General features: G+C 62.9%; 12 protein-coding genes and 1 pseudogene. 7 read left to right on the top strand and 6 right to left on the bottom strand.

Translation table 11 applies throughout. The features are described 5' to 3' along the window. Positions 1 to 44: 44 nt before the first annotated feature. Both ACZ5PO_RS10110 and ACZ5PO_RS10105 read right to left on the bottom strand, forming a co-directional pair. Complete coding sequence (locus tag ACZ5PO_RS10110; RefSeq protein WP_464192888.1) at positions 45 to 482, bottom strand: hypothetical protein; 438 nt, start codon at positions 480 to 482, stop codon at positions 45 to 47. Between the two features lie 107 nt (positions 483 to 589). Next, positions 590 to 1,105: a hypothetical protein gene (locus tag ACZ5PO_RS10105; RefSeq protein ID WP_464192886.1), complete on the bottom strand. Its 516-nt coding sequence runs from the start codon at positions 1,103 to 1,105 to the stop codon at positions 590 to 592. A 733-nt stretch (positions 1,106 to 1,838) separates the two neighbouring features. Between ACZ5PO_RS10105 and ACZ5PO_RS10100 the strand changes: the two genes are divergently transcribed. The 3 genes from ACZ5PO_RS10100 to ACZ5PO_RS10090 all read left to right on the top strand — a co-directional run bounded on the left by ACZ5PO_RS10100 (position 1,839) and on the right by ACZ5PO_RS10090 (position 4,051). Continuing rightward, positions 1,839 to 2,174 carry a helix-turn-helix transcriptional regulator gene (locus tag ACZ5PO_RS10100; protein ID WP_464192884.1) on the top strand — a complete coding sequence of 112 codons (336 nt, stop codon included), beginning with the start codon at positions 1,839 to 1,841 and terminating at the stop codon, positions 2,172 to 2,174. A gap of 124 nt (positions 2,175 to 2,298) precedes the next feature. Next, positions 2,299 to 2,520, top strand: coding sequence for a hypothetical protein (locus ACZ5PO_RS10095; protein ID WP_464192882.1), 222 nt, complete (start codon positions 2,299 to 2,301; stop codon positions 2,518 to 2,520). Positions 2,521 to 3,037: 517 nt separating this feature from the next. Beyond that, on the top strand, positions 3,038 to 4,051 hold the full coding sequence (locus tag ACZ5PO_RS10090) for a pyridoxamine 5'-phosphate oxidase family protein (protein ID WP_464192879.1): 1,014 nt from the start codon (positions 3,038 to 3,040) through the stop codon (positions 4,049 to 4,051). Between the two features lie 589 nt (positions 4,052 to 4,640). Here ACZ5PO_RS10090 and ACZ5PO_RS10085 read toward each other — a convergent pair. The 3 genes and pseudogenes from ACZ5PO_RS10085 to ACZ5PO_RS10075 form a co-directional block, all read right to left on the bottom strand. Then, positions 4,641 to 5,789 (bottom strand): GGDEF domain-containing protein, encoded by a 1,149-nt coding sequence (locus tag ACZ5PO_RS10085; protein WP_464192877.1) that lies wholly within the window; start codon positions 5,787 to 5,789, stop codon positions 4,641 to 4,643. A 35-nt stretch (positions 5,790 to 5,824) separates the two neighbouring features. After that, entirely contained in the window at positions 5,825 to 6,526 is a 702-nt protein-coding gene (locus tag ACZ5PO_RS10080) for a tyrosine-type recombinase/integrase (RefSeq protein ID WP_464192875.1), read from the bottom strand. A 260-nt stretch (positions 6,527 to 6,786) separates the two neighbouring features. Further along, positions 6,787 to 6,993: pseudogene (locus ACZ5PO_RS10075) on the bottom strand (Arm DNA-binding domain-containing protein); the annotation flags it as partial. Positions 6,994 to 7,117: 124 nt separating this feature from the next. On the opposite strand from ACZ5PO_RS10075, the gene ACZ5PO_RS10070 reads away from it, so the two are divergent. The 4 genes from ACZ5PO_RS10070 to ACZ5PO_RS10055 all read left to right on the top strand — a co-directional run bounded on the left by ACZ5PO_RS10070 (position 7,118) and on the right by ACZ5PO_RS10055 (position 9,918). Next, on the top strand, positions 7,118 to 7,426 hold the full coding sequence (locus tag ACZ5PO_RS10070; RefSeq protein ID WP_464192873.1) for an autotransporter domain-containing protein: 309 nt from the start codon (positions 7,118 to 7,120) through the stop codon (positions 7,424 to 7,426). A gap of 461 nt (positions 7,427 to 7,887) precedes the next feature. Continuing rightward, complete coding sequence (locus ACZ5PO_RS10065) at positions 7,888 to 8,370, top strand: cupin domain-containing protein (protein ID WP_464192871.1); 483 nt, start codon at positions 7,888 to 7,890, stop codon at positions 8,368 to 8,370. 755 nt (positions 8,371 to 9,125) lie between these two features. After that, positions 9,126 to 9,437, top strand: coding sequence for a hypothetical protein (locus ACZ5PO_RS10060; RefSeq protein WP_464192869.1), 312 nt, complete (start codon positions 9,126 to 9,128; stop codon positions 9,435 to 9,437). Between the two features lie 265 nt (positions 9,438 to 9,702). Then, positions 9,703 to 9,918: an IS66 family transposase gene (locus tag ACZ5PO_RS10055; RefSeq protein ID WP_464192866.1), complete on the top strand. Its 216-nt coding sequence runs from the start codon at positions 9,703 to 9,705 to the stop codon at positions 9,916 to 9,918. A gap of 13 nt (positions 9,919 to 9,931) precedes the next feature. Here the strand turns inward: ACZ5PO_RS10055 and ACZ5PO_RS10050 are convergent, their stop codons facing one another. Further along, positions 9,932 to 11,791 carry a CHASE3 domain-containing protein gene (locus ACZ5PO_RS10050; RefSeq protein WP_464192864.1) on the bottom strand — a complete coding sequence of 620 codons (1,860 nt, stop codon included), beginning with the start codon at positions 11,789 to 11,791 and terminating at the stop codon, positions 9,932 to 9,934. Positions 11,792 to 12,083 lie beyond the last annotated feature (292 nt).

Here is a 12,083-nt window from a genome sequence, read left to right as displayed (position 1 = left end):
GACGTCAGCACGAGCGACTGTTCGTCAGATCGGGCAGGCGTTCTTCAAATCGCTTGATGCGATGAACGTCTGATTATCAACCGCCGCGACAGCTCGGCGACCATCTTGGCTGCGCGCAAGGTGTCGGATTGTTGGCCGATATCCAGCAGAGTGGGCATCGTCCACGTCGGTTCGACTTGGGCTGCCGCGCGATTGGCCTGAACTAACTCGATGAGGCCTTTCTCTTCGCCAGTCAACCGACTGCATGACCAAGGCAAGCAAGCAAGCTCACCGCTACGAGACTGGCGAATAGCGCGAACCAAAGCCGCGACTCGTGCAACGAGCAACGGCCCTTCGTCCACACCCGCTGCTTTTTCCGCGAACCGAAATCCCTCCTCCCAGCATGCCGAATCGCTCGTCGCATAAGCAGCCACGATAAATCGCATGACCGACAGCACGGCCGTGTCGAACTCGTCGCGGCATATCGCATCGCGATGCGGCATCGAGGTGGGATCACAGTCGCACGCGAGACCATCGTGGGCGATTCGCGCGTCGGTCGGCGCCCCATCCGACGCAGTGGTCGCTCCCCCTATGAACATCACGGCGGCCCTCAATGAAGTGTTGACGACCTTATAGGCCAGGATCGCATGGTCATCGTCTCCCGAAGCGGCAAGACCTCGACATATCTCGCCTCGAGCTTCAGCCCGCGCAGCGCAAAGATGCGTCCGAGCCCGCTGCACGATCCCAGGATCAAATTCGCCGCGAGCGTCGGCAGCCAACGCTCGAAGCGCTGAGGCGCCGACTCGAGATCCCCCTGTTGGACTGCGGCGGCCGCCTGCAAGAGCTCATTTTCGTCCGCCGACAGGCAGCGGCAACCTGAGTAATGCAGCTCGACCGGCGTGTGGGCAGTACGGGCGAAGACGTCGAGCATTGCCTCAAGCGACGACACGGCGTCCGCAACACCGAAGTGGTCATAGACGCGACGCGCTTCGTCCCTGCTCGGCCAACCGAGCCGGTGGCGTTGGGCGGTTGATCGGAGGCCCCACACGAAGAGCCGCTCGGCAATACCGAATTCGTCGAGCGATGGCGCAGCGTCGACTGCTTGCAGCGGGTGGAAACTCGTCATGCGTTTCTTTGTCCGGCCAACTCGTTGAAGTGAGGACGCGACCGATCGCCGCCTTGGCGTCAGCGTATCGGCGGATTGATCGACCACCTTGATTAAGATCTTCCGATCAGGACACAAAGTCAATGTGTCTAGGCTGTTATAGAGGGAATCTAAAATAATATACTCCATTTATAACAATTATAATCGGATGACGCCAGCAGTAAGCTGCTTCCGCTTTAACCCGGGCTGATGGTGACGGCGAGCGATATTACCTACGTCTGCGAACAGCAGCTCACGGTCGACATGGAGCCGGCGCTGCTCTGCGGGATCATGCTGGCAGGCAATGCCGTCGAAACCGACGTCGTCGGCTATGGACGCGCTACGCGCCATCCCGAGCGTGCCAGCGTGATGGGTTTCGGCAGGAAAGTGCAATACCGGAGCCCGATCAGGCCCGGACAGCATTTCCGCACGGCGGGTTTCATCCTGAAGCCGGCCTTCTTCGAGCGCTTCGGCGATGACCTCGCCGACGATGGGCTCGCCACCTTGCGTGACTTCCTGATCGGGGAGTTCCGCATGGACTCGCTCGCGCCGTCGGCGCGGCTGCTGGAGATTGCGCGGCTATGCCTCGAGCATCCCTATAGCGGCCAGCTCGGTCAGCTGTTCCTCGAAAGCAATGCGTTGGCCTATGTGATCGAGGTGGCCGACGTGCTGAAACGGGAGCGCTGCATGATCGCGCAGCTCGGGCGCCGCCAGTATGCGCGGGTTCTGGAAGCGCGGGACATTCTCGATTCCGACCTCGTCAACACGCCGACCAGCCTGCAGCTGGCCCGCCGCGTCGGCGTCAACGTCACCACCCCTGCAGGCCAACTTCAAAAAGGTCTTCGGCACGACGATCTTTGGCCATGTCCGCGGCCAGCGGCTGATGATGGCGCGCGTGCTCCTGCGGGACCACGGGCTGCCCGTGGCGCAGGCGGCGCACCGCGTCGGCTTCGCCCGCCCATCCGCCTTCAGCGCAGCTTACCGGCGGCACTTCGGCCATTCGCCGAGGGCCGAAATGGCCCATAGCGCGAGCAGGCGGCAAGCAGTTTAGAAAAGCTCAAATAGATATTTGGTTTGGCGAAAGTTTTTCGAGCGCACTCGATCGTCCCGAGGTCGCGACTTTAGGCACTGCACCTGTATTGGTCGCTCCAGTTTGCAAAGCTGGGGTAACGATCATGAACAAGGCTGCTCGGTTGAGGCTCGCGTCGGCAACCGCCATAGGCCTCATCGGCGCCAATCTCGGCCTGGCCGGAACGGCCATCGCACAAGCGGCCGGGGACACCGTCGAGCTCGACACGATCACGATCACCGGCACGAAACGGCCACAGGCCGACGCGAATCTGCCCATGGCCACCACCGTGGTGACGCCGGAGGATGTGCCCAATGGTCGCGACTAGCGCGTCATCGAGGCAGGCTCGCGGAAGTCGCTCATTGCAGGAGACGGGCCGCTTGTCTCCGACTGGCACCAACGTCACAATGTTCAGGGCTGGCACCTCGCGCATGAGCGAAACACGACAGCAACGGCTGAAACGCCGGCCTCCGGTGGTCGGCCCGGCCCCTCCGACGGCTCCCCCGTCACAGTTGAAGGATGGCGCGCCGAGGGAGTCGGGTGGGCCCCACGCGAACTCTGCTTTGCACCAACGACAAACACAACATGAAGAGTGGGAAGCCCAAGGAAGGACAGACGATGGCTAGCTGCCTACCGCGACCTAAAAAGGCGCGTCAGGATGCGCGCGGCCGACCAATGGCCGTTAGCTACGCCCCGACACTCGGGGGCGACGGGCATCTGTGGCTTGACGGCTCCTGCGCGTTTGCCACCCGCGGCTGCCCGAAACAAGCGGCGGGCGCGCCGCAACGCGCGCTTCGGTCGGTACGCATCATGCTGGAGCCGGAGGGGCCGGCCGGGCAAGCCCAATGACTGGCCAGATCGACAGCATCGAAGCGCTGGAGGCCGTCGTCGGGAAGACACCACGCGCGATGCAGCTTAAGGTCATCGATCATCTGGATCGAGGGGCGCTGAGCTGGCTCGCCGCCGCGCGGCTGATGTTTGCCAGCTTCGGCGACGTGTCGGGCATGGGTGTAACCCTCGCCGGTCACATGACCGCTTTCGCGCGTGGCGATCCTCACGAACTGCGCTTGACGGCCGAATCGCTGGATGATCCGGATTTGGCCCGCGTGGGTGCGTGGTTCGGATCGCTGTTTCTGATTCCGGGCATCGGCGAGACACTCCGCGTCAACGGCAGGGTGACGAGCGCCGGCCCGGACGAGATCTGCATCGCTGTCGCGGAATGCTACGGCCATTGCGCCAAGGCACTAATCCGCTCCGAGCTTTGGGCCGCCGCACCGGATGCGAATGTCCCCGCTGATCCGGCCACGTTCGTCGCCGCAAGCCGCTTCATGGCGCTGGCGACGCTTGGTGCAGCGGGCCATGCGGATCTCAGTCCAAAAGGCGATCCAGCGGGCTGCATGGCCCGGCTTGAGGGCGACACACTTTGGTTCGTGGATCGGCCGGGCAACCGCCGCGTCGACAGCTTTCGCAATATCCTTACCCAGCCGCGCGTCGCGCTGTCACTGCTCATCCCCGGCTCGAACCATGTGGCTATTCTGCAAGGGGTCGCGCAGATCACCACCGACGAGATGATGCGGGCGCGCTTCGCCGTGCAGGGCAAGACGCCGCTGCTGGCGATCCGGGTCGAGGCGAGTGCGATTGAGCTGCGCGCCAGCCCTGCGCTCGAACGCGCCGGCCTTTGGCCAGTGAGGGGCGGAGCGCGTGGCATCGAGCCGGCCAACCTGTTTGTGGAGCATCTCAAGCTCAACCGCCGGCGTTACTTGGGCTCGACACTTGCAAGCGCTGCTTTGGCCGTGCCGGGAGTGCAGCGCCTCCTGACGAAGGCACTCGTCAAGGACTACCGCGAAAAGCTCTACTGACGTCCCGATCATGAGCCCCAAGAAGGTTGCGCCCAAGGCTTTCGTTGGGTCTGCGTCCGGCACCGCCGCGTGCGAAACTCGACGCGGGTCCTGGATGCCAGGGACTATGGCTGCGAGACGTGATGCTTTCTCGTGCGCGCACTAGGAACATTGCTCGCCAATTGTTGGCGACGTTCTTCGATGGGGTGTCACCGCGACCCGAATTAGCCTAGCGGCGGCGCTTCTGGCTGCTTTTCCACTATGCCGTTCGGCCGGGCAGTTGCGGTGCGATGCCCTTGGGCCTTCGACAGGTCGTCCCAATTTCTTTAACTGTCAGCTTCGAAAATGGCCCCGCCACATGGTGAGGCGGGGCCGAGTGCGGGAGGAAAAGCCGCGGGATCCGGGGGGCAAAGTGCCGTTCGTGGCCGCTGGCGGCATGGATGACCTGACCATTGCGAACGCACGCGCCGCAAGGCATCCACTTCGCTCGCGAAGCGCTCGCCCGCATCCCTCAACCTGTCGCGCCGCTTGCAACCTCGCCCAGTGCGACCCTGAGTGTAGGTCTGCTTCCCTGCACAGTTTTCACGTGCACGGCAGCCGCCTTGCCTCATCACCTTCCACTGACCCGGTCGCGCCCGGCCTTCTTCGCGTCGTAGAGCCTGCCATCCGCTCGCTTGATCGCCATGAAAAGCGATTCTCCGGGTTGATGCTCCGCCACCCCGAAGCTCGCCGTGACGAGGCGGGTTGCGGGCTCAAATCCGAACGCCGTGGACCTGAAGCGGCTGCGGATTCGATCCGCTATCTCGATCGCGCGACCTTGGTCTGTTGTCATGAGCAGGATGGTAAATTCCTCGCCGCCCGTCCGGGCAACAACGTCCTGGGCGCGGACACTGGCCCTCAGCAAGGCTCCGAACCCGCGCAACACCTCGTCTCCGGCATCATGGCCGAACGCATCGTTGATGCTCTTGAAATGATCGATGTCGCACACGATGACGCTAAGCGGCATGATGTCCGGCTTACGAGATAGGCGGAGAACCTGCTCGTCGAGCCCACGCCGGTTCAAGATTCCCGTCAGTGGATCGCTGTCACGCTCGCGTCGAAGATCCTCCGTCATATCGGTGATCGCGGCAATCAGGACCGCGAAGGCGAGCGCTGTGCCAAAGACCGTCAGAGACAATTGCAGGCTGTTCCAGAAAGATGATGCGAGGAACGGCGCGCCACTTTCCGGCGTAGAAAGACCTAGAGTCAGACTGGTTCGCAGGAAGAACTGGACCGAAAAGCCAAGCAGTACCCAGAAGAGCAGGCGATCCGTCGCCCTTCCATGCCTGAGCCCAGCGAGCCTGATGGAAGTTAACAACAGCAGAGCCCCATAGCCAAAATTCTGGATATAGACTCGAGTCCAAAGGCTTGGGGCGGGGTAAGTGAAAAGCCAGAGCAGCGCGGTCACCAGCACCAGGATGGCGCAATTGAAGGGCAGGCCGAAACGCCTGCCTGCTCGCAACAGCATTCCCTCGCAGGCGGCAACGACGGCAAGGGTGTAGAGGAAGCCGGAAAAGACGGCGTTGGGCGCGATTCCGCCGGGCCAAGCGAAGAGATGGGCAACCCAGGCGGCGGCGAGCGTGAAGCAGGCGAGGGCGATATACGGAATCCAGAAGCGCTTTCTTTCGATGCTCCAGACCCACAGGAACACGAGCCCGATCAACAGGAAGATTCCGGGCCGGATCAAGGCCCGCATCAAATCCGCATGGATGCTGTCCAATGCCCCGCCTCCACTAGCATTGGACGCCAGCGCTTTCAGATGACCCGTCGAGGAGATGGCATAACATGACATGGCTGCGCTGAAGGACGCAATATGGCGGAGCTGACATGCAGGCTGTCTGCGGTGGCATCGAAGCCGTCGTAGCTGGCACGATGTCCGCTTCGAAAGCCTCGGGACATCATCACCATCGCCGACGGGCTCGACTTCAGCAATGCGGAACTCGCGATGGCTCGCCCAATCCCTGAAGCTCGATCGAAGCCGTGCGTGTTCACCTCGCCGCGCTTCATGCGGAGTAACAGACGCAGGAACGCGTTGAGCGACAGATGGCTATTTGCTTTCCGACCAGGGAATACCAAATCGCCCGTCCTGACCTTTTCCATTTTGCGCAGCACGGTGATGGCGGGATCGGTCAGCGGCACTCGATGCTCGCGACCGCACTTCATTCGATGGGCCGGCACGATCCAGACCTTCTTGTCGAGGTTCATCTCGGGCCACCGAGCGCCGGCAACCTCGCTTGCCCGAGTGGCAGTGATAATGATGAACTCCAGGGCCGCCGCAGTCACCTCCTTCCGCTGGCGCAGCTCTGCTACGAACGCCGGCACTTCTGCATAGGCCATCGCGGCGTGGTGACCGTATGCGAGCTTCTGGTGCTTTGACAGCAGCGTCGACAGGTGGCCGCGCCAGCGCGCCGGGTTCTCTCCCGAGCGCAGCCCCTTGGCCTTCGCAGCGTCGAGCAACGCGCTCGATCCGACCGCGAACCCTGGAGGCTGTTGCCGCCTTCGTCGTCCAGATCGGCTGAAGCACCCCCCAGCACATCATCCATGCTGATTTCATCCAACCGCTTCGCCCAGATCGGGGCGGCGTAAGTCTTGAGCGTGTTCGTCCACTGCAAGCGGTGCTTGGGATTGCGGGAGCCCTTCACCAGCTTCTTGACGACGCCCTCGGCAAAGGGGCCGAACATCGTTTGCGCGGCCGCGCTCGCCTCAGCCGCCTTGCGCTCCTCAATGGGGTTCCTGCCATTGGCGACAGTCTCACGGGCGGCCGAGGCCTTCCTTCTCGCCTCGATCAGCGGCACCGCGGCGACTGAGCCGAGCCCCATCTCCTTCCGCTTGTCCGCCCACCTGAAGATGATGTCCACCGCGGCGACGCACCAAGCCCGACCACGAGATAGAGGCCGCCGTCCGCGTGCATGCCGGACTTCGATAGCGTCGCCATCTGCCTCGGGCTGAGCCTGTTCAACGTCGTCGCCATCGCCCGCTGCCCCGTCGTCTTTAGGGCTCTACCCCAACATTTACCCTAACGCGGCGCAGTACTTTTGGTGAACGCCGGTGGACGGGCACGATATGCTCGCCGGCGCCACCATCGAGTATCAGCAGGGTGGTCTGCTCCTTGCCGCCGGCACCGATGGTGGTTGCGGCTGGTACGACAGCCAGCGAATGATCGCCTTCGGCAGCTACAGCGGCGTGGCGAACGCCTCGCCCAAGAGCTGGCATGCCGGAGCGAACGGCCGCGCGAGCTATCAGTTCGGATTCGAGAACTGGTACTTGAGGCCCTGGCTCGATCTGCACGCGATCGTCGTCGGCGCCGAAGGCTACGTCGAGACGGCCTCGATCTTCGCTCTGGCCGTCGCTGACTAGCGCAGCTTCGCCTTCACGGCGACGGCCGGGCGGAGATCGGGACGAAAATCGATCTTGGTCTCCGTACGGCTCGCCGCGGCCCTACGCCAGCGCTGCCATCCGTCGGGCCAGCACCGATGCGTGGCGCACGTGGGCAGAGTTTGTAGGCCTGCCCGCGGGTCTCCCCTCGAGCTTTACGGCAACTACACCCCCCCTGCCCCACACGCTGGGACGCTTCTGACTCGGGGTGGATCTGACTGCCAACGTCAGATAGGAGCTCAAGCTCCAATTCGATATCGAGCTCGGCAAGAGCTAATCGGCCAGGCCGGCACGGCGAAGCCGAGCTATAGATTCTGAAGGTCACGCTCGACCTGTCTGCAGGACGTGCCGGGTCGGCCAGGGGCTTCCAACCGCTCCGAGGTTGCGCCGGAACGCATCGAGGCTCCCGATCTACGCCCGGCAAGGGCCCCAAGGGCAACCAAATGAGCATCTCCTTCCTCCACTCCCGCGGGACAGAGTCCCCCATCAAGATCCCTGCCATCGGGCTCGATCTCTTCGTGCGCATGCCTCCGGCCGCGAGCGGCGGCGAGTTCTGCTTCATCGAGACGATCAATGCACCCGGCGCGGGCCCGCCGCGGCACCGCCACCGCGAGACCGAGATCTTTCGCGTAATCGAGGGCCGCTACCTCTACGAGGTGGATGGGCGGCGCTTCTTCGCGGAGGCGGGCGATGTCGTGAGCATCCCCGGAGGTGCGGCCCACGGCTTCGTCAACGTGACGGACGCACCCGCCCGCCAATACATCCTCATGGCCCCGGCCCTCGATGCCGCGGCGTTCTTTACGGAGCTTGCGGGCGTGCTGCGTGACGGCGTGCCGAATCAGGCGTCACTCAACGGGTTCGGGGCCAAGTGGGGCGTCGAGTTCCTCGGTCCGCCGCTCAATCCGCACGACCAGCCGACCGGCTGACGCCGGACCATAAGGTTCCGGGGCTTCATCGGGCAGAAGAACCGAAGCGCTCATGGCTCCGGCAGCCGAGTGACATCGGTCAGGCAGCAAGCCAGCGGAGCCGGACGCCGATGAGCCGTGCACGCAGGAGCATTACAGCGTTGTCGCGGATACTTATGAATTCGACATGGGCGTTTTGGCGGCCACTTTCCTCATGATCGGATATGGACCCGTGTCCTCCGGCTGCGGCGTTGGAGGGCTGCGCCTCCCAGACGTATTCTCCCGACGGCAAGTTTGCGCCAATTGGCCGGCAGGAAGGCATCGGCTTAAGCAAGCCGTACCAGCGCGGTCCGTGGGACGCGGGCGGCGTGATGCCAGGTATCGAAATTGCAAGCGAAGAATGCTCTGCCGCGTTGCGACGATCGTAGCCGCATGGGCATTGGCGAGGCGGAGCATCATGCGCAAGCCGAGCCGCGAAACGGCTGTCGCCGTCCGTCGGCTCAAGCAAGCGCCGGCCTTTGTGGCTCTCCCGCCGGATCGAAAAGGGGTGGCGGGTGAGTTGGGCGACTTTGGAGCTCAACGCAGCCGCACAGCCAAGCGGCCTAGCGCCGCGGCCCGTATAGGAGCCGTATACGCGGAGTCCGAAATGCAAGGCCCCGCCTGCGGGTGTGGACGGGCATCGATTGGTGCGGGGCTCAACGACTCAATCTCCAATTCGATTGTATAGTGACTATGTCGCCTGATGCAGGGCGGAATCGAAAAACACAGGATAGGAAATGGCTAGTTCATCTGCCGATGACATTCGCTCAGAATTGGAGGAGCAGCTCGACAGCCTCAAGAAAGAGGTCGCAAAGATCAGCAAATCGCTCGCCGCGCGAACCGCTGCTGCCGCAGAGGATGCTGGCGAAGCGGTCAGCACCAAGGGCGCTGCGGCTCTTGAGCAGGTTCGTCGCCAGGCTTACACGGCAACCGACGCGATTAAGGAAAATCCAGGGACAGCGGCGACCATCTTGTCATCGACGGGCGTCATCGGTTTCCTGCTTGGTCTGGCCGTGGGCAGTATTCTGGCAGCCAACCGACGCGGCTGACGCCAAAGCGAAGCGCTGGCGCAGAGGGGGCGCCGGCGTTTCGACGCGTGCGCCGGAGAGCGAGTGAACAGACGCGCCGACCGAAGTCATTGAGCGCAGATGCACGACAAGCCGCAAAGCCGAGTATCCGACATCATCGGAGATGCCCGTGGACGCGCAGCTTGCGTGGATCTCACCAATCCCAGCGATTGAGTGCCCTCCCGTCGGGCCGCCTGGCCTCGGGAGCCACCCGAATTGAAAGGCGGCTCAGATCCGAGCCGCGAGCTTGGATCGACCGGACAGCGCGCTCCCTCGGGCATATGACGGCCGCGTCGAGATCGACTCCAACGTGGTTGAGCGCGCTATCCGTTCGATCGCGGCGCTGCGGACGATCCGGCTAACGTTCATCGCCCGCGGTCTCTGCCGGACCGATACGGACATTGCTACCAACGGAACAGAACACTGCTGTCCGAAGATGGGGACCGCGCGGCTGCAGAAATGATCCGCTCGCGCAGTTATCGGCCCGCTATTACCTCTTCGAGCTCCCTTTCAAGCTCTTCGATGGTGAAGGGCTTGGTCAGGAGTCGCGTGCCAGGATCCAGCGCGCCGTTATGAACAATGGCGTTCCGAGTGTACCCCGTCATATAGATGATTTGCAGTTCCGGACGTCGCGCCAAGGCTTGGTCGGCGAGCTGTCGTCCTCCGGTTGCGGGCATGACGATATCGGTAAGCATGACCATGATGTCCGGCCGGCCGTTCAAGCGTTCCAAAGCGACGGCCGCGCTGTCAGCTTCGACTGCCGTAAAGCCGAGCTCACGGACGGCGCTGAGCACGACACTGCGGACGGCCGGATCGTCCTCAACGACCATTATGACATGGCGACTACGGTCGCTGTCCACCGCGGTGGGGTGCGTGGGTTCATTCGACTCGCTGCTGGCGTTCAGCGAGCGCGGGAGGTAGAGCTTCACGGTCGTACCGACATTGACTTCGCTGTAAAGCTTGATGTGACCGTGCGACTGCTTGATGAAGCCGTGCACCTGACTGAGACCAAGCCCCGTGCCCTCGCCGACCTTCTTGGTTGTGAAAAAAGGATCGAACGCCTTGCTCAGCACGTCGGCTGTCATGCCCACGCCCGTGTCCGTAATCGCGAGGAGCACATACTGACCCGGCTCGACTTCGTCGTGCTGCTCTGCATATGTCTTGTCGAGGAAGGCATTCGACGTCTCGATAGTGAGGCGCCCACATCCGTTCATTGCGTCGCGCGCGTTGACTGCAAGGTTGAGAATCGCGCTCTCGAGCTGCGGCGGATCGACGAACGCCTTCCAGAGGCCCCCACCAAGTACCGCCTCGATGGCGATATGCTCGCCGAGTGAGCGCCTGAGCAACTCTGACATGTCGGATACGCACCTGTTGATGTCGGTGATCTTCGGATCGAGTGGCTGTAGCCGCGAAAAGGCGAGCAGACGTTTGGTGAGCGCGGCGGCGCGGTTGGCCCCCGCAAGCGCGCTCTCGACCATAGCGCGAAGCCGAAGGTCGCTATCCGTAAGCCGGCGGAGCATCATATCCAAGTTGCCAACGATGATAGCTAGCATGTTGTTGAAATCGTGCGCGACCCCGCCCGTCAGCTGACCCAGCGCCTCCATCTTTTGAGCCTGCCGGAGCATCGCTTCTGCTTTTTCGCGATGTTCGCGCTCCCGGATCAGCGCAGCGTTGTGTTCGACGATCTCGGCAGCATGCCGCCGCGCCGCGTTGATTACCAGACAGGAAAGCAGCCCGGCGACGAGGAGCGCGGTCATGATCAGAGCCAGGAGCAGCGTACGCAGTCGAGCCGCAGCGGCTTGACGCTCTGCGAGCATCCGCTGCTCGGCCAATTCAAACGCCGCGTTTTCTTGGCGAATGCGCAGCATGAGATCGCGCCCCGCGTTGGTACGGACGATGGCCAGTGCGCCGGCAGGATCGCCCGCTTCGCGGCGTTCGACCGTCGTCTCAAGCTCGCGCAGTTTGCCGTCGACATCATTGGAGATGGCGGCGAGACGCTCCATCTGCTCAGCATTGCCTTGGGTCAATTCGCCAAGGCGCGACTTCAGCAAAGGCAATCGCCTGCGTGCTTGCTCGAACGGCTCAAGATAGCCGAGATCGCCGGTGAGAAGGTAACCGCGCTGACCGGTCTCGGCGTCCTGAATCGCGCTGAACAATTGCGCTTGGATCTGGCTGACCTCGAGCGACGAGGCAGCTTGCCGATCGATCCGTGCGGCGGACACTGCAATCACGATCGCGGCGAGCGCTGCAACGATCAGCAGAGCAAAGCCGCCCGTGACCGCAAGCCGTGAGCGGAAGGAAACATCACGGCCGCGTTTAAAAATATACGAATCCACGCGCGTCCATCCTCGCTGAAACCGCCCATCGTCGTGCCGGGCCAGTTCCCTGCGATAGCAGCTTTTCGTATGCGGAGCATTCTACCATGGTCGGGACGCGCTGGCGGAAGGCACGCCAACGAATACGGCTAGACAATGGCGATTACCGACCATCTGCGCGCCTTGAACGGCCATCGAGGTTACGGATGACGAGGTTTGCGTCGCGGGATCGAGATCGACACTGCTATGAACGGCGGTGGCCTCTTCGAGCGTAGAGCCCGTGGCATTGTGCGTTCATAGTTCTGAGATCCCC

The sequence above is a fragment of the Chelatococcus sp. KU-N122 genome, from assembly GCF_055391085.1.
The sequence above is the reverse complement of the archived record's forward strand: the minus strand, read 5'-3'. Positions and strand labels throughout refer to the sequence as shown.

Coding starts and splice junctions, on each gene's coding strand:
- ACZ5PO_RS10110 (WP_464192888.1), bottom strand. CDS start 482: ATGCCGCATCGCGATGCGATATGCCGCGACGAGTTCGACACGGCCGTG.
- ACZ5PO_RS10105 (WP_464192886.1), bottom strand. CDS start 1,105: ATGACGAGTTTCCACCCGCTGCAAGCAGTCGACGCTGCGCCATCGCTC.
- ACZ5PO_RS10100 (WP_464192884.1), top strand. CDS start 1,839: ATGCGCGGGTTCTGGAAGCGCGGGACATTCTCGATTCCGACCTCGTCA.
- ACZ5PO_RS10095 (WP_464192882.1), top strand. CDS start 2,299: ATGAACAAGGCTGCTCGGTTGAGGCTCGCGTCGGCAACCGCCATAGGC.
- ACZ5PO_RS10090 (WP_464192879.1), top strand. CDS start 3,038: ATGACTGGCCAGATCGACAGCATCGAAGCGCTGGAGGCCGTCGTCGGG.
- ACZ5PO_RS10065 (WP_464192871.1), top strand. CDS start 7,888: ATGAGCATCTCCTTCCTCCACTCCCGCGGGACAGAGTCCCCCATCAAG.
- ACZ5PO_RS10060 (WP_464192869.1), top strand. CDS start 9,126: ATGGCTAGTTCATCTGCCGATGACATTCGCTCAGAATTGGAGGAGCAG.